Below are 23,044 nucleotides of genomic sequence, written 5' to 3'. Positions count from 1 at the left end.
TTGTTTTCGATTCCAATTATAATAGGTGATAGCGGCATTGCCGCTGTCAGCCTGTTTAGTAAGAGAGGTGCACCTGTTGTTACAAGGTCTTATAGAAGATTTTTCCAAGGATACTGATTTCCAGTCTGTCACCTGTGGCATCGCAGCAGGGATGAAGGAACAGCTTATCTCCGGTCTGTCCGGCTCGGCCAGACAAATCATGCTGGCTGCCCTGCATGAGGAGACGCAGCGTCCGCTCTTGGTTGTGACCCATAATATGTTCTCAGCCCAGAAGATGGCTGATGATTTGCAGGAAGCGCTTTCCCCGGAGCAAGTGCTGCTCTACCCGGCGAATGAGCTGGTGGCGGCTGAGGCCGCTGTCTCAAGCCCGGAGACGCTGGCCCAGCGGATTGATGTGCTGACGCGCTGCGCCCAGGGCTTCCGGGGGATTGTGGTCGTTCCCTACTCCGGCGTTCGGAGGCTGCTCCCCGCTCCGCATGTCATGGCTGAAGCCCAGCTTACGGTTTCGCAGGAAGGAACCTTGCCACTGGATGACTTCCTCATGTCTATGATTGAGATGGGCTATGAGCGGGTGGAGCGGGTAGAGAACCGCGGTGAGCTTAGTGTACGCGGCGGTATTATCGACTTCTATCCCATGACCTCTCCACTGGCTTACCGGGTGGAGCTGTTTGATGATGAGGTAGACTCTATCCGCACCTTCGATCCTATGGATCAGCGCTCCATCGATAAGGTCCGCAGTGTGAAGATTACACCGGCCAAGGAGATTATATTCGATCAGCTCCGCCAGGATGCGGCTTCTACCGCTGCGTCTGCAATGCTGGAGCGGCAGCTTGAGAAGATGAGTGACCGTCAGGCCAAGCTGCGTCTGCGTGAGGAGATGGGCCGGGAGCTGGAGATGCTGCGGCAGGGTACCTATTTCCCGGAAGTCTATAAATATATCAGTCTGCTCTACCCTGAACGTATTCATCTGTATGATTATATGGCTCAGGATACTTTGCTTGTCCTGGATGAGCCGGCCAGACTTCTGGAGACCGCCAAGCAGCTGGAGCGGGATGAGTCGGAATGGAATCTGCACTTGCTGCAGAACGGCAAGACGCTGCCTGAGCTGCAGCTCTCTGTCGACAGCGAGGTTATTATGTACCAGCGTCCGTTCCAGAGCCTGTTTATGTCGATATTTCTGCGTCAGGTTCCACATATTCAGCCACAGAATATCTTAGGCTTCATCAGCCGCGGAATGCAGGACTTCCATGGCCAGATGAATGTGCTGAAATCCGAGATGGAGCGTTGGCACAAGTCCGGCGTGAAGGTGATCATGCTGGCTAATGGCGAGGAGCGGATGGAGCGTATCCGCCGGGTACTGGATGACTATGGCATCGAGGAGCCGACGATTCTGCAGGGTAACCTGGGCTCCGGCTTCGAGCTTCCTTCGATTCATCTCGCGGTGATCACTGAAGGTGAGATGTTCTCGCAGAAGCAGCGCAAGGCGCGGAAGGTCTCGAAGGGCATTGATAATGCCGAACGGATTAAGAGCTATACCGAGCTGAAGATCGGGGATTATGTGGTTCACCAGAATCACGGGATCGGTAAATATATGGGCATCGGGACGCTTGAGGTCAGCGGCATTCACCGCGACTATATGCATATCCTCTATGCTGGAGGCGACAAGCTCTCTGTTCCGATTGAACAGATTGACCTGATTCAGAAATATGTCGGCTCGGAAGACAAGGAGCCGAAGGTCTATAAGCTGGGCGGCAATGAATGGACCCGGGTGACCAGCAAGGTGCGGAGCTCGGTTCAGGATATCGCCGATGATCTGATCAAGCTGTACGCAGAGCGCCAGAGCGCGCTTGGCTATGGCTTCGAGAAGGATACGCAGGAGCAGCGCGAATTCGAAGAGATGTTCCCTTATGAGGAGACCCGTGACCAGCTGCGGGCGATCGAAGAGATCAAGAAGGATATGGAGCAGAACCGTCCGATGGACCGGCTGCTCTGCGGTGATGTAGGCTATGGCAAGACAGAGGTGGCGATCCGGGCTGCTTTTAAATCTGCTATAGAGGGCAAGCAGGTGGCTGTGCTCGTGCCGACGACGATTCTGGCGCAGCAGCACTACGAGACCTTCCGTGAGCGCTTCGCCAATTATCCGCTGAATATTCAGGTATTGAGCCGGTTCCGCAGCCGCAAGGAGCAGAATGAGACGATCAAGGGAGTACGCCAGGGGACAGTGGATGTTATTATCGGCACACACCGGCTGCTGTCACAGGATCTGGTCTTCAAGGACCTCGGCCTTCTGATTGTCGATGAAGAGCAGCGTTTCGGCGTGACCCACAAGGAGAAGCTGAAGCGGCTGAAGACCAATGTCGATGTATTGACTCTGACAGCCACACCGATTCCCCGCACGCTGCATATGTCGATGCTCGGGGTGCGTGACTTGTCAGTTATTGAGACACCACCGGAGAACCGCTTTCCCGTACAGACGTATGTGGTGGAGCATAGCCAGACGCTGACCCGGGAAGCAGTGGAGCGCGAGCTGGCCCGTGGCGGGCAGGTCTATTATCTGTACAACCGTGTACAGGGGATTCAGGAAATGGCGGCGCAGATCTCCATGCTGGTGCCGGAGGCAAGAGTGGGTATCGGGCATGGACAGATGTCGGAATCGGAGCTTGAGAAGACGATTCTCGACTTCCTGGACGGAGAGTATGATGTGCTGGTCAGCACCAGTATTATAGAGACCGGTGTCGATATTCCTAATGTAAATACACTGATTGTTCATGATGCTGACAAAATGGGTCTGTCCCAGCTCTATCAGCTGCGCGGACGCGTCGGCCGTTCCAACCGGATTGCTTACGCCTACTTCACCTACCAGCGCGATAAAGTGCTGACCGAGGTGGCTGAGAAGCGCCTGCAGTCCATCAAGGAATTCACCGAGCTCGGTTCAGGCTTCAAAATTGCTATGCGCGATCTCTCCATCCGGGGAGCAGGCAATCTGCTGGGGGCGGAGCAGCACGGCTTCATTGCCTCGGTCGGCTTCGACCTGTATTCACAGATGCTGGCGGAGGAAATCCGCAAACGCAAGGTGAGCGTGCTTGGCGAGGAGGATACTTCCCTGAAGCAGGGGAATACGGTCATTGATTTGTCGATTGACGCGTATCTTCCTTCCGAGTATATTTACGACAGTATCCAAAAAATAGAAATCTATAAGAAGGTTGCTGCTGTGGCTTCCTTCGAAGATGCCTCCGAGCTTGAGGATGAGCTGCTGGACCGGTTCGGCGAATTGCCGGAAGCCGTTATTAATCTGCTCTCTGTGGCCCGGTTGAAGGTGTATGGCAAGCTGTACGGCATGGAATCCATGGTCCGGCGCGGGGATGATGCCCTGCTTAATTTCCACGAGGGCAGCCTCGGGGCGTTTGATACGGCAAAGCTCGCCAAAGTTGGTAATAGCTTCGAAAGGCGTGTACAATTTGATAAGGATGCCAAGGCAACGATCCGGATCAAAGCGAAGGATTTAGGTGACAAGGAGCTGCTGGATGTGCTGGAGCAATTCCTGGCGGCAGCCAAACAGTCTTTAAAATCGAAGGGAGAATTACACAATGTCGTTAAATAAAAAATCCTGGAAGGTACTGGTGGTCTCGCTGACTGCAGCCCTGTCCTTCTCCATGCTTGCTGCCTGCAGCAATAAAAGTGATGATACTGCGGTGGCAACGTATAAGGGCGGCACCATTACCCAGAAGGAATTCAATCTGGATACCCGCGTAATGAAATTCCTGTCCCCCGAGCAGGCGCAGTATCTGGAGATCGATATGTTCAAGGAATCCATCCTGAAGCAGGAGGTCGCGTTCGAATACTTGGCGGACAAGGCCACGGATGAAGCGAAGAAGGCTGCGGAGAAGGAAGTCGATACTCAGATCGGCTCTATCAAGACTGCGCTGGGCGATAAGTACAAGAGCACGCTGAAGGAACAGGATCTAAGCGAGTCGGACCTGCGTTCCTATATGCAGCGCGTACTTACCGTATATCAGGACATGCTGCTGAAATTAACGGACGAGCAGGTCAAGACCCATTATGAAGCCACCAAGGCTGATTATAGCGTGGCTACTCTGCGCCATGTCCTGGTGGGCCTGACCGATAGCGCCGGTAAAGAGCGGACGGATGCCGATGCGCTGAAGCGCGCCCAGGAAGTGAAGGCGAAGCTGGATGGCGGGGCGGACTTTGCAGCCGTTGCCAAGGAATACTCGGATGATACCGGCACGAAGGAAACCGGCGGTGAATATAAGGACAAGGCTCTGGTAGAATATGTAGCAGAGTTCAAGGCTGCGGCCCACAGTCTTCCGCTGAATACGATCAGTGAGCCGGTCAAGACTACCTACGGATATCACATTATCAAGGTGGAAGCCCGCAAGGACACTACCTTTGATACGCTGACTGCCGACCAGCTGAAGGCTGTGAAGAACTCTGCCGCTTCTGCCAGCCTGGAGACCTTCCTGGAGAAGGAACTGGACAGTCTGGAGATTAAAATCAATCTGCCGAAGAGCTCAGCTGCTGCAGGCAGCGCGGGAGCCACAGCCACACCGGCTCCGGCTGCGGGCAGTGACACGCCAGCCGCTACAGATACACCGGCTGCTACAGAAGCCGCTAAATAAATTTAGGCTGGACAAGCCGCCTGATGCGCCATGCATCCGGGCGGTTTTTTTTGCCGCAATAGAGCAAAACGGGGAAAATACTGCGGCGGTATAGAAATGACTATTTGTGATCATAACTGGAATGATGCCGGGCCGGGGCGTTCTCATTCTCCATGAACAATTATATGCGGACTGACGGATGTATAAGGAACTGGGAAGAGATGAATACTATGGTCAGATATTACGATAAATCACCGGGATTAACCATTCCCATAATGGACAGTAGTTGGACCATACATCTTAAGGAAAGCGGGGCAACATTTGAAATGAAAGCTACTGGTATTGTAAGACGTATTGATGACCTCGGACGAGTTGTTATCCCCAAAGAGATCAGACGCACCTTACGGATTCGTGAGGGCGATCCTCTGGAAATTTTTGTTGACCGCGATGGTGAGGTTATATTGAAAAAATATTCACCGATTGGTGAATTGGGCGATTTCGCCAAGGAATATGCAGAGTCGCTGTATGAAGGAACAGGGCATATTACCATGATTACGGACCGGGACACGTTCATCGCGCTCGCCGGCGGCTCCAAGAAGGATTATCTGGAGAAGCAAGTGGGTGTGCTGCTGGAAAAGGTAATGGAAAGCCGTAAAACGATGCTTGAGACCAATGCAGGCAGCTATGACATCAGCAAGGACCACACGGAGCTGTTATCCACTTATGTGGCAGCGCCTATTATCTCCGGAGGAGATCCGATCGGCTGCGTAGTGCTGCTGAATAAGGATGATTCAGTCAAGATGGCCCAGATGGAAGTGAAAATGGCGGAGACAGCCGCAGCCTTCCTGGGCAAGCAAATGGAGCAGTAATCAGCTGGTGCTGGAGAGTCCCGCTTTTCCTTTGGTTATTATGACCGTAGGGAATGGCGGGTTTTTGCTGTGAATCGGCCCGCTAAGGAATAGACGCATAGCCATTTACACTTCTACCCTTAGATAAGTTATAATATAGAAATTCATTTGCTTAGGTTAAAGCAAGCTCTATATTATGGCAGTTATGGCTGTAGAAGCAGGTAAACGATGACATCCAATTCGCAAGGCTCGAAGCTGCTGCAGGGCGCTTTTATTCTTAGCGCGGCAGCTATTTTCTCGAAACTGATCGGTACGCTCCAGAAGATACCGCTGCAGAATCTGGGCGGTGACGCCGCGTTCGGTATCTACAATACGGTCTATCCGCTGTATACCATTCTGGTTACGGTGGCGATGCTCGGGCTGCCTGCCGCCATCTCGCGGTTCGTGGCCGAGGCCTCGGCGGCACAGGACGCGCAGAAGGGGCGGCGGGTCCTGCTGCTATCCGCCGGAATTACAGCGGCCAGCGGCCTGGTGCTCGGCATTCTGGTCTACGCCGGGGCTCCGCTCATTGCGGTATGGGTCGGCAGCTCCCATATAGTCCCGGCGCTGCGCAGCAGCGCCTGGGGGCTGGCGGTGGTGCCGCTGATGGCGGCGCTGCGCGGCTACTTCCAGGGACTGCATAATATGATGCCGACCGCCGTGTCACAGGTGGTCGAGCAGTCGGTACGCGTGGCGGTCATGATCGCGCTTCTGCTGTATCTGACGGGCGCTGGCGCAGATGCGGCAGGAATCGCTGCGGGTGCGATGCTGGGTCCAGCCGGGGGCGGGATCGCCGGTCTCGGCGTGATGCTGCTATATTGGCGCAGCCACCGCCGGGGCTTGCCCGACAGGCTGCCTCAAGCTCCGCTTCAGAACAGAACGGCATCGGCCGTACGAAGGGATAAGCAGGGCATTCCTGCCCGCGAGCTGTTAGCCTATGGCCTCCCGGTGATGCTTGGTGCGCTGGCTGTTCCGTTAATCGGACTGGTCGATGTCTTCACAGTTCCCCGTCTGCTGGCGGGGAGCGGGAGCAGCGAGACGGCGGCGATGGCCCAGTTCGGCATCTATAACCGCGGGCTGCCGCTCGTGCAGATCGTAACGATGCTGGCGACCTCGCTCTCGGTCGTCTTCATCCCGGCACTGGCTGAAGCGAAGTACCAGCGGGATGAGGCCCTGATCCGCACGCGCATCACGCTGTCGCTGCGCTGGTTCTGGCTCCTCGGGCTGGCCGCCTCCGTAGGTCTGGCCGTGCTTGCCGAGCCGGTGAACACGGCTCTGTACGGGGACGCCGCCGGCAGCGGAGCGATGACCTGGCTGGCCTTCACCGCCGCGGGCGGCACGGTCAGCATCATCTCCGCCGCGCTGCTGCAAGGCCTGGGCGCCGTGCGCGCGCCGGCGCTGACCCTGCTGGCCGCCGCTGTGCTTAAGGCGGCCCTCAACCTGCTGCTCGTCCCGCAGCAGGGCATTACCGGTGCGGCCATCGCTGGCGTGGCCGCACATCTCTTCGCAGCAGCGCTGAACGTGCTGCTGCTCTACCGGCAGGGACATCTGCGGCTGCGCGCCGCAGATGTCCTGCTGAAGCCCGCGGCGCTGCTCGCGGGCCTCGCGCTGGCCGCCGCGGCCGTGAGCCACGGCGCAGCCTGGGCGGCAGACGCCGCCGGCTTCGGCGGCGGGCGGACCGCGGCCCTGGCGCAGAGCCTGCTCGGCGTGCTCGCAGGCTGCGCCGTCTTCGCACTCGGCGCAGTGGCGCTGCGGCTGCTCAGCGAGAGCGAGCTGCGCCAGCTTCCGGGCTTCGGCCCGCGCTTAGCGGACAAGCTGAAGAAGCTGCGCCTGTTCCCATAAGGCGCAGCTCAATAGATACATAGCGCAGCCGCCTTTCGCGAACAGCAGGACGCGGCTGCCTGGAAGGAGCAGAATGGCATGAGCGCAACATTAACGATCGTCGGCCTGGGCTCCGGGAACCCGGACCGGCTGACACTGGGCATTATCAAGAAGCTGAAGGCGGCCTCGGCCGTATACGTGCGGACCGCAGAGCATCCTGTCATGGCTGCACTGGGGGAGATGGAGATCGTCTGGGAGTCCTTCGACGGGCTGTATGAGTCGCTGTCGTCCTTCCCTGAGGTCTATGAAGCCATTGCGGCAACGCTAATGGAGAAGGCTGCATCCGCTCCGCAGGGCACGGAGATCGTCTATGCCGTGCCGGGGCATCCGATGGTGGCCGAATCCGCCGTCTCCCTGCTGCGCGGGCGCTGCCCGGAGGCGGGCATTGAGCTGAATATCCTCGGCGGCGAGAGCTTCCTGGATGAAGCGTTCGTCCGTCTGGGCTTTGATCCGATTGAAGGCTTCCAGCTGCTGGACGCCTCCGGTATCCGCAGCTCCCAGCTTCACCCGGAGCTGCACACCCTGATCGGGCAGGTCTATGACAGCTTCACTGCATCCGAGACCAAGCTCTGCCTGATGGAGCTGTACCCGCCCGAGTATGAGGTCATTGCCGCACATGCGCTTGGCGTGGAGGGCGAAGAGCAGATTCTCCGGGTGCCGCTGTACGAGCTGGACCGGCTGGACGGCTATGGTAATCTGTCGCTGGTATATGTTCCGGCGAGCCTTGCGGATGAAGCACGTAACCGCACCTTTGCCCGGCTGCATGAGATTGTCGATATTCTGCGGAGCCCCGAGGGCTGTCCCTGGGACCGTGAGCAGACGCATGAATCCTTGCGCAAAAATCTGATCGAAGAGACCTATGAGGTGCTGGAGACAATTGACGAGGATGATCCGGACCATATGAGGGAAGAGCTGGGCGACCTGCTGCTCCAGATTATGCTTCACTCCCAGATGGAAGAGGAGCTGGGAACCTTCAGTGTCTACGATGTCATTGAGGGGCTGAATGAGAAGCTGCTGTTCCGCCACCCGCATGTATTCGGCGATCAGGCGGCGGGCAATGCCGAGGAGGCACTGCAGAACTGGGAAGGGATGAAGGCTGAGGAGAAGCGGCGCAAAGGCGTGAAGCCCGAAGCCCTGTCCGCACTCAGCGGGGTTCCGAGGGATCTGCCGGCTCTGATGAAGGCGTATAAGCTGCAGAAGAAGGCGTCCCGCGTCGGCTTCGACTGGGATAACACCAGTGATGTGCTGGCCAAGATCCGCGAGGAGGTTGACGAGCTTCAGGAAGCGATTGAGACGGGACAGTCCGCCGAGGAGCAGATGCTGGAGCTGGGCGACCTGCTGTTCGCAGCCACCAATGTGGCCCGCTTCATCGGAGCCGATCCGGAAGAAGCGCTGACCCGCACCAACCGCAAATTCGTATCCCGCTTCGAGTATATTGAGCAGCGTCTGCGGGATCAGGGGGTCCGGCTGGAGGACAGCCCGCTCGAAGAGATGGAGGCCCTCTGGCAGGAAGCCAAGACAGAAGAGCGGAAGCAATAGATTTTAGAATTATAGTCTTCGGCGGTATATCCCGCGCGTTTCACGGCAATGCTGTGACTATTGGCGCGAATCTCTGATTTAAAATGCATTGAGAGGTTTATAATGTTATAGTGCTATAACCCCCATATCCTACTCACGATGTTACTTTTTCAAAAAAAACGGCGGATCGTGGCAGGAATTGAGGGCGGAATCCAGAATATCATAAAGACGAAATGACGATTTGCCGTGATTCCCCGGTAAACCTGATTTTCATTTATTTTTTGTATCCTAGGAGGAACTTCAAATTATGAACAAGACAGATCTGGTAAACAACATTTCCGAGAAAAGCGGATTGGCCAAAAAAGACGTAGAAACCGTACTTAACGGAATGCTGGGCGAAATTACAGAAGCTCTCGCAAGCGGAGATAAAGTACAGCTGATCGGCTTCGGTACTTTTGAAACGCGCAAACGTTCCGGCCGCACCGGCCGTAACCCGCAATCGGGCACACCTATCGAAATTCCTGAATCCACAGTGCCGGCCTTCAAGGCAGGTAACAAGCTCAAAGAAGCCGTTAACTAATGCGTCTGGACAAGTTCCTGAAGGTCTCCCGTCTGATCAAGCGCCGCACCGTGGCCAAGGATGTGTCCGAACAGGGCCGGGTGTTGATCAATGGACGGGAGTCCAAACCGAGCAGCACAGTGAAGATCGGTGACGAGATTACTGTGCAGTTCGGCCAAAAGCTTGTGACGGTCAAAGTGGAAAAGCTGGTGGAAACCACCCGCAAGGACGAGGCCGCCGGAATGTATACCCTGCTCCGTGAAGAGCCGGTTGCCAAAAGCACGGGACTCGACTGGTAGCAAATGATTGCAGCATAAGGTGAAGAGGTATTCCTGAAGCCGGAAGACGGCGGAGCGGGATGCCTCTTTTTTCTTGTTCTATACCCTGTCCTTCCTTCATAGATTAGAACCAAGAAGGAGGGGTACATGCTATGATGGAGCCAACTAAAGTCAACAAACAGCATGATCTGCACATGCGCAGCCGTAAGCAGATTGAGCTGACAGGTGTGCAGAATGTGGAGAGCTTTGACAACGAGGAGTTTCTGCTAAGTACAGAACTCGGCCAACTGACCATTCGGGGTACTCATTTACATATCAAGAATCTAAGTCTGGAGAATGGAATGCTGTCCCTTGAAGGCAATGTTCATTCCCTGATTTATCTTGACCCCGGGGCGCAAGGCAAAAATAAAGGGATTCTCCGCAAGCTGTTTAAATGAATCCCTCCGTTCAATGGATCACCCTGCTCTATATGATTCTGTCCGGCATTTGCATGGGACTGGCCTATGACAGCTACCGGGTGCTGTCGCAGAAGCTGAGATTTCCCAATTGGCTGAATGCGCTGCTGGATTTGCTGTATTGGATAGGGGCGGCCCTGCTGGTCTTTCGCATGCTTTATGCCGGAAACCAGGGACAATTGAGGTTTTATGTCGTTCTTGGCCTCTTTCTAGGTGTATGGATCTATTTTTTGATCTTCAGTATTACGGTGCAGCGTTTTGTGGTAAGGTTAATTCAGTCGGTGCAGTATGCATGCAGGAAGCTATGGCGGTTCATTACCATAGTTATCGGAGGTCCGATTCTCTGGCTGTGGCGCCTGATTAAGGGAACAGTGCTGCTGTTCGGCCGGGTCCTTCTTTATATTTTTAAGCTGCTGCTGCGTCTAACCAAGCCAATCTGGGTACTTCCTGTAAGGTGGGCCTCTCCGTATACATCCCGGTTCGTTCATAGCGCCCGGATCGTGAGGATCACCAAGTGGATATCAGGGTGGCGGAAGCGCTGACCTTGAACCCTGGAACTGGAGGTAAGCTTAAATGAACAGATTCTCTGCGGAAGAGAAGAATACGAACCAGAGTGCTTCGGCCGCAGGCGCGAAGAGAAGAAAGTTTATATGGATTCTTGTGATGGCTGTTTTCTTCGGCTGGGCCGGATTCACTTTCTTTGCCCAGAGCGCAGCAATCGCAGACAAGAGTGCACAGCTCGCCCGTAAGACCGAGAGCAATGAGAGTGTAACAGCTACGCTGAATCAACTGAAATATGAGGTCTCGCGTCTGAATGACGATGAGTATATCGGACAATTAGCGCGTAAATGGTACAATATGTATCCTGCAGGCGAATCACCTATCCGTACCGAGCAATCCGGGCAATAAAAGCAGGCGAAAAGAGGCTTACGCTGTGTTGCCTTGCTTTGCTCTTTACTGTATAATCAAATCACCGCAGACAGGATGGACATTATATTCGTCTGTATATTTTTAAGGGAGGATCATTTTATTCTATGGCAATTGAAGTGGGCACCAAGTTAGAGGGCAAGGTGACAGGCATCACGCATTTCGGAGCATTTGTGGATCTGTCAGGAGGTGTCACAGGTCTCGTTCACATCTCGGAGATCGCCGATAACTACGTCAAGGATGTCAACGATCATTTGAAGATTGCGGATGTAGTAACCGTTAAGGTGATCAATGTTGACAAGGACGGCAAGATCGGACTTTCCATTAAGCAAGCCGTTGATAAGCCGGCATCGGAAGTACGTCCCCCCAGAGCTCCAAGACCTGAACGTCCAAGCGGTGGAGACCGTTTCGGCGGTGGTGGCGGCAGTGGCGGAGGCGGCGGTGGATTCAATCGTGAACGGGGTGGGCGTCCATTCAAGCCTGCAGCCGGTAAACCTTCATTCGAGGATAAAATGTCACGCTTCCTGAAAGACAGCGAAGAACGGATATCTTCGATCAAGAAGAACACAGAAGGAAAGCGCGGCGGCCGTGGAGCCAAGCGCGTATAATCTGAGTCTTGCACATCATAAATAAACCGCAGGGGCGTTGCGCCCTTCGCGGTTTTTTTGTGTTTGTGCCCGCGGGCCGAATGTAGGCCAAAAACCGAACACCATTGGCAGCTTGGAGGCGCGTGAACCAAATGTAATCGGAAAACCGATTACAATCGATAACGTGGAAGCGCATTGACCAAATGTAATCGGAAAACCGACTACAATCGGCAACATGGAGGTGCATTGACCAAATGTAATCGGAAAACCGATTACAATCGGCAACGGAGAGGTGTATGGACCAAATGTAATCGGAAAACCGACTACAATTTGCTCGCAACGCAGAGTATGAGCAGCCCACCCCGCCCCAGCTCTATACCGCGCGCCCAAGCTTCCGGCTATTTTTGTCGGGCTTTGAACAAATTGCCGACAGCATCTATGCCATTCTCACATAACTCTAGGGCAATCGCTGACGAATGTCCGCGCGGCCACTACCTGCAACCGGCAGTCTGACTGCGGCAGTCCGCAGCCGATCTTTTACCCCGTATGGGATTGGGAGGCTTTTCCACAGAATGTCGGGACAGGCTTTTTTGTCGGAAATTTTTTACAGATTGCTCTCCGTTTCTGACAAACTTTCTTAAGACCCCCGCTATATAATGAGAACCATAAAATTCATAAACGGGTGGTGCAGGGAATGAGTAAAAGCAATGTGGTGAATTTGCCGGAGTGGACAAGAGCAGGAAGCAAAGACAAAAATCAGAAAGAAGCCTTAGGTACGCGCTTGAAGGCGTGGGGCACCAAGCTGCCGGTTATCCAGTTCATCACGGTCAAGAAGTGGGTGCTGCTGCTTAGCCTTATGGGCTTTTTGCTGGGACGGGCTATGATCCTGGATGAGCTTACCCCGTTTGCTGCTGCTTATTTCGCCGTCATTGTATTTATGCGCAGGGATTCCATGCTGCCTGTGGCCGCAGCCATCGTGCTCGGCAGTCTCTTCACCCCGTTTCCGGGTGCCATCGTGGTTGCGGCAGAGCTGATTATTTTTTATCTGATCTACAAAGGGCTGGAGAACTTCCAGCGGGTGGATCTGTCTTATGCCCCTCTGATGGTGTTCGTAGCTTCTTTTATGGTGGGACTGTTCCAGGTCGTTATCGGTCCTTCGCTCACGTGGTATCCGCTGATGATGGCGGCCATTGATGCTATACTCGGGTTCTTGCTGACGCTTGTATTCCTGCAGGCGCTTCCTTTATTCACCTATAAGCAGAAAAGCAGGGCACTCCGCAATGAGGAGGTACTCTGTCTGATCATCTTGCTGGCTTCCGTCATGACCGGCCTTGTCGGCTGGACCATTAACGGTCTATCGCTGGAGCATGTTTTATCGCGGTTTCTGATTCTGATCTTTGCCCTGGCCGGAGGAGCGCCGCTTGGTGCTGCGGTTGGTGTAGTGACCGGACTTATTCTCAGTCTGGCCGATATCGGAGCCATCTATCAAATGAGCCTCCTGGCCTTTTCCGGGATGCTGGCAGGTATGATGCAGTCCGGACGCAAAGGGGCGGTCTCCATCGGGATGCTGCTGGGATCAACGATTCTATCTGTATACTTCATGGGACCGGGCGATGTCATGAATTCTACCTGGGAGACCTGTGCAGCTGTAGTATTGTTTCTTCTAACACCTAAGGGGATGATTACTGCCATTGCCAAATATGTACCAGGCACGGCCGATCACAGCCGTTCCCAGCATGAATATGCCCGGAGGGTCCGGGATATTACAGCAGACCGGGTGACCCAGTTCTCGCAGGTATTCCAGCAGCTCTCCAGCAGCTTCGGGCAGATTCCCCGGGCCGCAGAGGCGGGCAAAAGCGACCGTGAGATGGAGGATTTTATGAATACGGTAACAGAGGGAGCCTGCGCCGGGTGCATCCGGCGGACCCACTGCTGGGATGCCAAGTTCTATCAGACCTACAGGTATATGACCGACATGATGACCACGGTGGAGGAGTGCCCGGACATTACCGCTGCCCAGCTGCCGCCGGAGTGGAGCCGGATCTGCGGCAGGACGGGGGAGGTTCTTGAGGTGATGAAGGGCCAATATGAGCTATACCAGCATGATATGCGCTGGAAGCGGCAAATATACGACAGCCGCCAATTTGTGGCTGAGCAATTATCCGGCGTCTCGCAGGTAATGGAGGACCTGGCGAAGGAGATTAAGCGGGAAGGGCAGGCGATGTACCGGCAGGAGAGCCAGATCCGGGAGGCGCTGGAGAAGCTGGGCCTCTCCATTCACAGCATTGAGATTCTGAGTCTCGATCCCGGCCGGGTAGAGATTGAAGTCGTGCATGCCTACACCCGGGGCTTCGATGAATGCCGCAAAATGATCGCCCCGCTGCTCTCGGATATTCTGGAGGAGAATATCGCAGTGGTCAGTGAGACCGCCGTCCATCCCCGCGAGGGCCTGTCGATGGTGACCTTTGGCTCGGCGAAGGCTTACGAGATAAGCTCCGGTGTAGCTGCCGCCGCTATGGGAGGCGATATGCTGTCGGGAGACAGCTTCAGTACGGTGGAGCTGGGTAACGGCACCTTTGCCGTCTCCATCAGTGACGGAATGGGCAACGGGGAGCGGGCCCGGATGGAGAGCAGCGCTGCGTTATCTATGCTGGAGAAGCTGCTGCAATCAGGAATGGATGAGAAGCTGGCGGTGAAATCTGTTAACTCCATTCTGCTGCTGCGCTCCCCGGATGAATTCTATGCGACAGTAGATATGGCGCTGATCGACCAGTATTCAGCGCAGACCATCTTCATGAAGATTGCTTCCGCTCCGAGCTTCATCCGGCGGGGCAGCGAGGTGATCCCCGTGACGGCCAGCAATCTGCCGATCGGCATCATCAAAGATATCGAGGTCGATCTGGTCACCATGCAGCTTCGCCCCGGTGACATCCTCATTATGATGACTGATGGTATTTATGATGCGCCCGGTTATGCCGTTAATAAGGAGATATGGATGAAACGTCTGATTCAGGAGCTGGAGGGTGATGACCCGCAGGATATGGCGGACGAGCTGCTGGATAAAGTAATCCGCTATCAGGGCAATGAGGTCCATGATGACATGACCATCGTGGTCAGCCGTGTGGATCATTACCACCCGGAATGGTCCAGCCTGCATATGCCCGGCGTGGGCCGGATGGAGCGTCCGCGTACGGTTAGCTAACGAAGTAAGCCATTGACCTGACAACTAATTAGTCTATTTGGATGAGTAAGCTGGAAATGTTGCACATAATGCAGCTTGACGCTGAAGATACCCCGGTGTTTTAGTGGATTGTTGCATAAATTGTAAGCGTGTTGATTTCCCAAAAAAAGGGACAAAAAAGGCCGCCATTTCGGGTAATGGTAAGTACGACCAAACCAAACCGAAATGAGGCGACCTCATGAATAATAATACCCCATTCTTGGCCGTGTTCAAACAAGTATTAACTTCAGAAGAAGTCCAAAGGGTGACCGGGCAAACCAAGGACTACGAGGATACCGGAACCAAAATGACCGTGGGTGTGTTGTTCGATTACTTTATCCAAGCCTGCTACCACCAATGGGATGGCTTTCGTCAAAGTGCTCGGGTGGGCTCGAACTACGATTTGCCCAAGGTTCATTACTCCACCCTTTCGGGCAAAGCCGGTGAAGTGCCTTACGATATCTTCAAGCGTTTGTTTCAACTGCTCGTCCAGAAATGTAATCGGCAAACCCGTCGGCACCTAAATCTGCCTAAAGATCTTCTACTGATTGACTCTACGACGGTTACGGCGGCAAACTCCCGCATGTCTTGGGCTCCGTATAAAAAATTCAGAGGAGGCATCAAGCTGCATGTCGCTCTTTCACATGGACAGCATTCACCCGTGAATGTGGTCGAATCGATTGCCAGGCGCAATGACGCTCCATTTGGAGAAGTTTTGGCCGATAAGGACTACCTTTTAGTTCAGGATCGGGCGTATGGAAAAATCGGTCGATTGGATCAATATGTGCAGCAAGGTCAGTCCTTTGTGATTCGTCTGAAAGACAATCTCCATTTGGTGATGCCGCGAAAGCTTCAGCGACCGGCGGAGGGAGACACCAAAATTGTACGCGATATCACCTGTTATATTGGTCAAGGCAAACACCAATCCGCCCAGCGCCACCGCGTCGTTGAATTTGAAAATGACCGGGGTGAAGTGGTACGAATTGTGACCGATTTGAGAAAAGAGTCCGCTCATGTGATTGCTGAAATGTACAAAGCACGCTGGGAAATTGAAGTCTTTTTCCGCTGGGTGAAACAGCATTTGAATGTCCCTTGTCTATTTGGAACCACCGAAAATGCAGTATATAGCCAATTGTTTGTAGCCCTTGCCACGTATGTGCTTTTGAAATACATTTTTGATGAAATTCACCCGAAGGTACCGGTCTTTGCTGAGCTGACTCTTTGGGAATTTATGCAGCACTGGCGTATATTTAATCTTCCGCTGGAGTGGCAGGTTCAGTTTAATCTGCTCAGGCGTAAAGAACATTTAGGTGTTTTTGTCATCCCATAATATGGGTAATCAACACGCCTGCATAAATTGCATAAATTCTTTCCGCTAATCGATCTGTGAGGGCGGAATCCTGCCTTTTGTGCAACAAATTCCGGTTTTGAATGAATTAATGAGAGGAATGTTGCATATTAGGCAGGATTATTAGATTCGGAGCTGGAGCTAGGGGATGAAGCATGAGAATGGGCAAAAGTATGAGTAAAAGTATGAGTAAAAGTAACATTCAAGGGCCGAAAGCAAAGTGAGCGCTGAAAGGCCGGGTCTTGTCTTCAAATTATTCGGCGGGTGCATTCCACCCACGCGCCAGCCCCTGCTCCTCTCCTTTTCAACCGCTGCTGGTTAGCGGACGAAAGTTGAGGTTGAAGGTTTATCGTAAAATAAACGGAACGGAGAGAATTTTGAAGCCGTAGAAGCGCCAGCGTTCGCCTTGTCTTCCGATTTCAACCGCGAGCTGCGGTACAATAAATCAAGAAATCGGAAGACAACAGCGATCGAAGGCCCAAAATTCTCGCAGAGACTCTTTTTTACGAGCTCATTCAGATCTAATCTTTAAACGTTAAGCGGCGTTTGAAATCTCTCAACCTTGGCAATGCTAGTAACTAGACAAGGAAGGGAGGAACGGTCATGAAGCAAATTCTGCTGATCACGGACGGTTGTTCGAATGTGGGGGAGAGTCCGGTGCTGGCGGCTGCACACGCCCGTCAGGAGGGCATCACGGTCAATGTTGTAGGGGTCGTAGATTATGGAACCATCGGTGAGCTGGGCAGCCGGGAGATTGCCGATATTGCCAAGGCGGGGGGCGGGATCAGCCGGATCGTGGGAACCCCGCAGCTGGCCCAGACCATTCAGATGATGACACGCAAGACGGTGGTTCAGACCATTCAGCAGGCGGTTAATAAAGAGGTGCAAAAAATTCTCGGCGACGGCTCACTGGCGGAGCTGCCTCCGCAGCAGCGTTCACAGGTGGTTACCGTGGTCGATGAGCTGACCGAGACCTCGCCGCTGCGCATAGCGCTTTTAATTGATGCAAGCGCCAGTATGAAGCCGAAGCTTGGCGCGGTGGAGGACGCCATCCGTGATCTGGCGCTCAGTCTGGAGGCCCGGGAAGGGCGCAGCGAGATTGCCGTGTTCCATTTTCCCGGACGCTCCGGCAGTGAGGATGCCATGCTGGATATCGACTGGACCCGGAATGTGTCCGAGGTCCGCTCCCTCTTTTCCAGATTGAAGATGCGGGGGGCTACGCCGACCGGGCCGGCTATTTTCAAGGTGCTGGAACATTACCGGTATGATAAACTGGAAGAACATCGTAATTATCTTCCAGGGGAAGATGACGGGGCAAGAGAAGGGATGATTGATGGGTATGTCGTCTAATCCATCCTATCCGGCAGGCACAGTGATTACCGGCAAATGGCGGGGGAACCGTTATGTCGTGGAGCGTGTGCTGGGGAAGGGGGCAAACGGAACCGTATATCTGGTGCAGCGGGAAGGCAGACGGGAGCGGTATGCGCTCAAGATCGGATACGATACGCTGGAGCTGCAGTCTGAGATTAACGTGCTGACCTCCCTGCAGTCCTGCCGCAAGCGCAGCGAGCACCGGGCCCGCAAGGAATCGCCGCTATCCTCCTATCTGCTGGAATCGGATGATTTCAAGGACCGGGACCATACCCCCTTTTATGTGATGCGTTATGTGGAAGGAAGGCCGCTGCACCATTTCCTGTCCAGGAACGGTGCCTCCTGGCTGGGGCTGGTCGGAATGACGATTCTGGAGAAGCTGCAGACGCTGCATGAATGCGGCTTCGTGTTCGGGGACCTGAAGCCGGAGAATGTCATGGTATCCAGCTACGGGGAAGCCGAGCTGATTGATTACGGAGGGGCAAGCCCAATCGGACGGAGCGTGAAGCAGTTCACCGAATGGCATGACCGCGGATTCTGGAATGCCGGCAGCCGGACAGGCGACCAGAGCTATGACCTGTTTTCTTTTGCCGTCCTGTGCCTGCGTCTGCTTAATGAAGAAGGGCTGAAGTCTGCCGCCCAGCAGCTGCCGCAGACAAGGAGCGTAGAGGAGCTGATGAAGCTGGCCCGGGAGCTGCCGGATAAGAAGCTGTCCTCCTGGCTATGCCTCGCGCTTAAAGGCGGTTTCCCCGGTTCCGCGCAGGCAGCAGAGATCTGGAGAAGCCACATCTACAGAGGACGGAAGAGCGGACACGAGACGATGGCGACCCCGCGCTGGCTCAAAAATGCGTTCGCGCTGTCTTTATTTCTGCTGGCATTCACGCTATACTGGGTTTTCCGTTTCTGAGATCTGAAATCGTACATAATCAACAAGATGCTGACCGCCGGAGCAGGCGGTGTAAGGGATGGCAGGAAAGGAAGCCCCTATGGAGCACAGGAAGGAACTGGTGGAATCCGTAATGGAGGCTGCGGCTGAATATGAGCTGTGGGCGCCGCATGACACCATTGTAGTCGCAGTTTCCGGAGGGCCGGACTCTGTGGCTCTTTTGCGTATTCTGCATGAGATCTCCCTGACCCGGATGCCGCTGACGCTGATCTGCGCCCATGTCAATCACGGCTTCAGAGCCGAATCGGTTGAGGAAGCAGAGCTGGTCCGGGACCTCGCGGCGGAGCTGGGCATTCCCTTCGAGCTGGGCGAATTCGATATTCCGTCCATCATTAAGGACAGCGGGCTTGGCCCGGAAGGGGCTGCACGGGAGAAGCGTTACCAGTTCCTGATTGCTACCGCACACCGTTACCGGGCGCGCTCGGTAGCGCTGGCCCATCATGCAGATGATCAGGCAGAGACGGTGCTTATGCGGCTGCTGCGGGGGAGCGGGCCTTCGGGCCTTGCAGGCATGCGCTGGAAACGGACCGAAAAAAAGGTGGAACTCATCCGCCCCTTCCTGCGTATTAACAAAACGGCTCTTGTCGGCTTTTGCCTAGAAGAGGGCTTAGCTTATGCGGAGGATGCGACCAACCTCCTGACGCAGTACAAGCGGAATGCAGTCAGGCTGGAGCTGCTCCCTATGCTGGAGCAGCATAATCCGAGAGTGAGACAATCGCTTCTGCAGCTGGCTGAAATTGCCTCGGCGGAAGATGAATATATGGAGGCGAATGCGGCAAAATGCTTTGATGAGCTGGTTTTCACCGAGCATGGAAAATACACCTTGAAAAGAGCTGCCTTTGCGGCCATACCCTCCGCTTTACAACGGCGTTTGATTAAACTAATATTAAATTATCTGTCGGCGGATTCATCATTCATGGATTTTTCCAAGATTGAAGCAGTACGCCGGGGAACGCTGCAGGAATACCCTACCGTCTGGACACTGGATATGGGTGGCGGTTATGTCTGTGTGCGGCAATATGATACCATTGTGTTCTCGTCCAAGCCCTTGACCCGGCAGGTAAGCTATACATACCGGCTGTCTTTGACTCATCCCCGGATTAAGCTGATGGAGATAGGAAAGGTTATGACGATGAGGGGGCTTGCGGGGGAAGTTTTTTCTGCACAGGAGGAGGATTACGGGAAGAACTCGGCTTGGTTTGACGGGGACGATCTTGTCCTGCCGCTCACCATTCGTTCCCGGTTGCCTGGAGATACCATAAGGGTTATGGGATTAAACGGAAGCAAAAAGGTAAAAGATATTTACATTGATGATAAAATACCTTCTTCCGAACGGCCTGCAATTCCCCTCGTATGTGATGCACTCGGCAATATCGTCTGGATTCCGGGCGTAAGGCGCTCGGTGCATGCCGCAGTTGGGCGGCACACGGCCTCAGTTCTGCTCCTGACCCTGGAAGACATGGAACAGGGCGAAGAATCGTAATGGCCGAAGTAAGTCTTTCATAAGTATATCTTAGGAGGTTCGCAAGTTGCAGAATGATATTCAGGAAATCTTGATCAGCGAAGAAGAAATTCAACAAAGAATCAGGGAGCTTGGCGCCCAGCTGAGCAAGGAATATGCAGACCGCACACCTTTAGTGATTTGTGTACTCAAAGGTGCGTTTATTTTTATGGCGGATCTGGTTAAAGTGATTACAGTACCCGTTGAAATGGACTTCATGGCGGTATCCAGCTATGGCGGTACAACCAAATCATCCGGCGTAGTCAAAATCATCAAGGATTTGGACACATCGGTTGAAGGCCGTGATGTTCTGATTGTCGAGGATATTATCGACAGCGGCCTTACACTCAGCTATCTGATTGAAATGCTGCAGGGGCGCAATGCCGCTTCTGTCAATGTAGTCACTCTGTTCGACAAGCCCTCGGGCCGCGCCGTGAATCTTGAAGCCCAGTATACCGGCTTTGTGATTCCTGATGCATTCCTCGTAGGCTACGGACTGGACTATGCCGAGCTGTACCGGAACCTCCCTTATGTCGGTGTACTGAAGCCTGAGATTTATACCAAATGAACAACCCGACAGCCTTAGATCTACGGATCACTTTTCTGGATCTCCTGACAATTTGAGGAGTCCGGTCAGGCTATGGTACAATAACTTGAGCGTTGCGAGAGGAGGTAGGGGATGAATCGGTTCATCCGGAATTCTGGTTTTTATTTGATTTTATTTTTAGTCGTGGTGGGCATAGTCCAGTTTGTAAGCAATGGAAATGAATCCGCCGATCTCCCTAGATATGATGAGTTGCGGCAGGAGATCTCGAACAATAATGTGAAGAGCATGACGGTTCAGTTTGAGGGGAATGCATTTCTGGTTACTGGCGAATATAAAGAGCTGCCACCCGAGGCTAAATCGAAGAATTTCTCCACTTATGTTCCTCCTACAGACGAGGCTCTTAACGAGCTTGTGGCTGCCAGCGATAAGAACGGCATAGAACTTAGCCAGAAGAAAATGGAAGGTGACAGCATCTGGCTGACATTCCTCTCTTCCATGATTCCACTGGTTATCATGTTCATCCTGTTCTTCTTCCTGTTCAATAATGCACAGGGCGGCGGCGGCAAGGTGATGAACTTCGGCAAGAGCAAGGCCCGGTTATATAATGAAGAGAAGAAGAAGATCAGCTTCGAGGATGTTGCAGGAGCTGACGAAGAGAAGCAAGAGCTGGTTGAGGTTGTTGAATTCCTCAAGGACCCGCGCAAATTCGCAGCAGTGGGTGCCCGGATTCCGAAGGGGGTACTCCTTGTAGGTCCTCCGGGAACAGGTAAAACCTTGCTGGCCCGTGCAGTTGCAGGGGAAGCAGGCGTTCCGTTCTTCAGCATCTCCGGTTCCGACTTCGTGGAAATGTTCGTCGGTGTCGGCGCATCCCGCGTACGTGACTTGTTCGAGAACGCGAAGAAGAATGCTCCTTGTATTATCTTTATCGATGAGATCGATGCTGTGGGACGTCAGCGCGGCGCAGGACTTGGCGGCGGACATGACGAACGGGAACAGACCCTTAACCAATTGCTCGTTGAAATGGACGGCTTTGGCGGCAACGAAGGCATTATCATTGTCGCGGCTACCAACCGCGCAGATATTCTTGACCCGGCTCTGCTCCGTCCGGGCCGTTTCGACCGTCAAATTACGGTTGACCGCCCAGATGTGAAGGGCCGTGAAGCTGTACTGAAGGTTCACTCCCGCAACAAACCGCTGACCAAGGATGTAAGACTTGACGTTATCGCCAAGCGTACTACCGGGTTCACCGGTGCGGATCTGGAGAACCTGCTGAACGAAGCGGCATTGCTTGCTGCACGCCGTAACCGCAAGGACATTACGATGCGTGAAGTGGATGAAGCGATTGACCGTGTCATCGTCGGTACCGAGAAGCGCAGCCGCGTCATCAGTGACCGCGAGAAACGGATTGTCGCCTATCACGAAGCAGGCCATACCATTGCCGGCTACTTCCTTGAGCATGCTGATGTGGTTCACAAGGTTACCATTATCCCGCGCGGCCGTGCCGGCGGATATGTCATTATGCTTCCTAAGGAAGACCGGATGATCGTTACCAAGCAGGAGCTGCTTGATAAGGTTACCGGATTGCTTGGTGGACGCGTTGCTGAAGAAATGTTCATTGGCGAAATCGGCACAGGCGCTTATAGTGACTTCCAGCAGGCTACGCGCATTGTGCGTGCGATGATTATGGAATATGGAATGAGCGATAAGCTTGGGCCCTTGCAGTTCGGTGCAACCCAAGGCCAAGTCTTCCTGGGCCGGGATATCGGACATGAACAGAATTACAGCGACTCCATTGCTTATGAAATTGATCAGGAAATGCAGAACCTTATCCGCAGCAGCTATGAGCGCTGCAGAGAGCTGCTGACCAAGCATTCCAAGGAAATGCACCTGATTGCCAACACCCTGCTTGAGAAGGAAACGCTGGAGCTTGATCAGATCACAGAATTGATTGAGCAAGGCTACCTGAGCGAGGATGGCAAGCCAGAAGAAGGCGACGCCGTTACCAATGAAGCGGGCGAGCCGATTATTGATTCCATCGGTGATGTGCGTGTCCGGATTCAAGGCAAAACTGGCGAGGAATCCCCATTAGACCTGTCCAAGGATATTCCGAACAAGCCGGACCCTGAAGAGGGCAACGGACCGGATGACGGGAATAAGGGCGGCGGAAGCCTCGTCTAAGCTGTACCGCAGCACATTGTGTAATCTAGTCCGGAGAACCACTGGTTCTCCGGGCTTTTCTTTTGGATATAAGCATGCACAGGTTTCACACGGCAACTTGTCCTCCGGTTTCTCTCTGAAACAGAGCACCCGCTTGGATTGACAGGGGGTGGAACGTTGTGTACATTAGTGAATAAATATTAAATTTATCATTTATAAGAAATGTACTGGCGGCAAGCCATGAAG

General features: G+C 53.9%; 18 protein-coding genes. All 18 read left to right on the top strand.

The window, feature by feature from the left end; translation table 11 throughout:
• Positions 1–76: 76 nt before the first annotated feature.
• A complete protein-coding gene (mfd, locus tag NSS64_RS28435) occupies positions 77–3,601 on the top strand; it encodes a transcription-repair coupling factor (protein WP_341142298.1) in 3,525 nt (1,174 codons plus the stop codon).
• Entirely contained in the window at positions 3,588–4,637 is a 1,050-nt protein-coding gene (locus NSS64_RS28430; protein WP_036723960.1) for a peptidylprolyl isomerase, read from the top strand. The genes mfd and NSS64_RS28430 overlap by 14 nt, the downstream gene beginning before the upstream one ends.
• Before the next feature lie 305 nt (positions 4,638–4,942).
• Positions 4,943–5,485 carry a stage V sporulation protein T gene (gene spoVT, locus NSS64_RS28425; RefSeq protein ID WP_036723994.1) on the top strand — a complete coding sequence of 181 codons (543 nt, stop codon included), beginning with the start codon at positions 4,943–4,945 and terminating at the stop codon, positions 5,483–5,485.
• Positions 5,486–5,692: 207 nt separating this feature from the next.
• Positions 5,693–7,345, top strand: a complete 1,653-nt coding sequence (locus NSS64_RS28420; RefSeq protein ID WP_341142297.1) for a putative polysaccharide biosynthesis protein — start codon at positions 5,693–5,695, stop codon at positions 7,343–7,345.
• Between the two features lie 78 nt (positions 7,346–7,423).
• The gene (gene mazG, locus NSS64_RS28415; RefSeq protein WP_341142296.1) at positions 7,424–8,923 is read left to right on the top strand and encodes a nucleoside triphosphate pyrophosphohydrolase; all 1,500 of its coding nucleotides are present in this window, start codon (positions 7,424–7,426) and stop codon (positions 8,921–8,923) included.
• 286 nt (positions 8,924–9,209) lie between these two features.
• Positions 9,210–9,482 (top strand): HU family DNA-binding protein, encoded by a 273-nt coding sequence (locus tag NSS64_RS28410; RefSeq protein WP_036723954.1) that lies wholly within the window; start codon positions 9,210–9,212, stop codon positions 9,480–9,482.
• Entirely contained in the window at positions 9,482–9,760 is a 279-nt protein-coding gene (locus NSS64_RS28405; protein WP_036723951.1) for an RNA-binding S4 domain-containing protein, read from the top strand. The genes NSS64_RS28410 and NSS64_RS28405 overlap by 1 nt, the downstream gene beginning before the upstream one ends.
• 131 nt (positions 9,761–9,891) lie before the next feature.
• Entirely contained in the window at positions 9,892–10,176 is a 285-nt protein-coding gene (yabP, locus tag NSS64_RS28400; RefSeq protein ID WP_076082791.1) for a sporulation protein YabP, read from the top strand.
• On the top strand, positions 10,173–10,736 hold the full coding sequence (yabQ, locus tag NSS64_RS28395; RefSeq protein WP_340945750.1) for a spore cortex biosynthesis protein YabQ: 564 nt from the start codon (positions 10,173–10,175) through the stop codon (positions 10,734–10,736). Before yabP ends, yabQ begins: the two co-directional genes overlap by 4 nt.
• A gap of 31 nt (positions 10,737–10,767) precedes the next feature.
• Entirely contained in the window at positions 10,768–11,103 is a 336-nt protein-coding gene (locus NSS64_RS28390; protein WP_340945749.1) for an FtsB family cell division protein, read from the top strand.
• 125 nt (positions 11,104–11,228) lie between these two features.
• On the top strand, positions 11,229–11,729 hold the full coding sequence (locus tag NSS64_RS28385) for a S1 domain-containing RNA-binding protein (RefSeq protein WP_036696437.1): 501 nt from the start codon (positions 11,229–11,231) through the stop codon (positions 11,727–11,729).
• 673 nt (positions 11,730–12,402) lie between these two features.
• The gene (gene spoIIE, locus NSS64_RS28380) at positions 12,403–14,910 is read left to right on the top strand and encodes a stage II sporulation protein E (RefSeq protein ID WP_341142295.1); all 2,508 of its coding nucleotides are present in this window, start codon (positions 12,403–12,405) and stop codon (positions 14,908–14,910) included.
• A 217-nt stretch (positions 14,911–15,127) separates the two neighbouring features.
• Entirely contained in the window at positions 15,128–16,258 is a 1,131-nt protein-coding gene (locus tag NSS64_RS28375; protein ID WP_341139054.1) for an IS4 family transposase, read from the top strand.
• Positions 16,259–16,879: 621 nt separating this feature from the next.
• Positions 16,880–17,626 carry a hypothetical protein gene (locus NSS64_RS28370; RefSeq protein WP_036723943.1) on the top strand — a complete coding sequence of 249 codons (747 nt, stop codon included), beginning with the start codon at positions 16,880–16,882 and terminating at the stop codon, positions 17,624–17,626.
• Entirely contained in the window at positions 17,616–18,554 is a 939-nt protein-coding gene (locus NSS64_RS28365; protein WP_445322091.1) for a serine/threonine protein kinase, read from the top strand. The genes NSS64_RS28370 and NSS64_RS28365 overlap by 11 nt, the downstream gene beginning before the upstream one ends.
• A gap of 58 nt (positions 18,555–18,612) precedes the next feature.
• Positions 18,613–20,076, top strand: coding sequence for a tRNA lysidine(34) synthetase TilS (gene tilS, locus NSS64_RS28360; RefSeq protein WP_445667818.1), 1,464 nt, complete (start codon positions 18,613–18,615; stop codon positions 20,074–20,076).
• Between the two features lie 46 nt (positions 20,077–20,122).
• Positions 20,123–20,662 carry a hypoxanthine phosphoribosyltransferase gene (gene hpt / locus NSS64_RS28355; protein WP_340945737.1) on the top strand — a complete coding sequence of 180 codons (540 nt, stop codon included), beginning with the start codon at positions 20,123–20,125 and terminating at the stop codon, positions 20,660–20,662.
• 111 nt (positions 20,663–20,773) lie between these two features.
• A complete protein-coding gene (gene ftsH / locus NSS64_RS28350; RefSeq protein WP_340945735.1) occupies positions 20,774–22,819 on the top strand; it encodes an ATP-dependent zinc metalloprotease FtsH in 2,046 nt (681 codons plus the stop codon).
• Positions 22,820–23,044: the final 225 nt, after the last annotated feature.

This window comes from Paenibacillus sp. FSL H8-0122 (assembly GCF_038005345.1).
Lineage (GTDB): Bacteria > Bacillota > Bacilli > Paenibacillales > Paenibacillaceae > Paenibacillus_AQ.
The sequence above is the reverse complement of the archived record's forward strand: the minus strand, read 5'-3'. Positions and strand labels throughout refer to the sequence as shown.

What these genes read in the sequence shown, in the direction of transcription:
- yabQ (WP_340945750.1), top strand. Translation starts at nt 10,173, where the DNA reads ATGAATCCCTCCGTTCAATGGATCACCCTGCTCTATATGATTCTGTCC.
- NSS64_RS28370 (WP_036723943.1), top strand. Translation starts at nt 16,880, where the DNA reads ATGAAGCAAATTCTGCTGATCACGGACGGTTGTTCGAATGTGGGGGAG.
- NSS64_RS28410 (WP_036723954.1), top strand. Translation starts at nt 9,210, where the DNA reads ATGAACAAGACAGATCTGGTAAACAACATTTCCGAGAAAAGCGGATTG.
- NSS64_RS28430 (WP_036723960.1), top strand. Translation starts at nt 3,588, where the DNA reads ATGTCGTTAAATAAAAAATCCTGGAAGGTACTGGTGGTCTCGCTGACT.
- NSS64_RS28385 (WP_036696437.1), top strand. Translation starts at nt 11,229, where the DNA reads ATGGCAATTGAAGTGGGCACCAAGTTAGAGGGCAAGGTGACAGGCATC.
- ftsH (WP_340945735.1), top strand. Translation starts at nt 20,774, where the DNA reads ATGAATCGGTTCATCCGGAATTCTGGTTTTTATTTGATTTTATTTTTA.
- NSS64_RS28405 (WP_036723951.1), top strand. Translation starts at nt 9,482, where the DNA reads ATGCGTCTGGACAAGTTCCTGAAGGTCTCCCGTCTGATCAAGCGCCGC.
- tilS (WP_445667818.1), top strand. Translation starts at nt 18,613, where the DNA reads ATGGCAGGAAAGGAAGCCCCTATGGAGCACAGGAAGGAACTGGTGGAA.
- NSS64_RS28365 (WP_445322091.1), top strand. Translation starts at nt 17,616, where the DNA reads ATGTCGTCTAATCCATCCTATCCGGCAGGCACAGTGATTACCGGCAAA.
- spoIIE (WP_341142295.1), top strand. Translation starts at nt 12,403, where the DNA reads ATGAGTAAAAGCAATGTGGTGAATTTGCCGGAGTGGACAAGAGCAGGA.
- NSS64_RS28420 (WP_341142297.1), top strand. Translation starts at nt 5,693, where the DNA reads ATGACATCCAATTCGCAAGGCTCGAAGCTGCTGCAGGGCGCTTTTATT.
- spoVT (WP_036723994.1), top strand. Translation starts at nt 4,943, where the DNA reads ATGAAAGCTACTGGTATTGTAAGACGTATTGATGACCTCGGACGAGTT.
- yabP (WP_076082791.1), top strand. Translation starts at nt 9,892, where the DNA reads ATGATGGAGCCAACTAAAGTCAACAAACAGCATGATCTGCACATGCGC.
- NSS64_RS28390 (WP_340945749.1), top strand. Translation starts at nt 10,768, where the DNA reads ATGAACAGATTCTCTGCGGAAGAGAAGAATACGAACCAGAGTGCTTCG.
- mazG (WP_341142296.1), top strand. Translation starts at nt 7,424, where the DNA reads ATGAGCGCAACATTAACGATCGTCGGCCTGGGCTCCGGGAACCCGGAC.
- NSS64_RS28375 (WP_341139054.1), top strand. Translation starts at nt 15,128, where the DNA reads ATGAATAATAATACCCCATTCTTGGCCGTGTTCAAACAAGTATTAACT.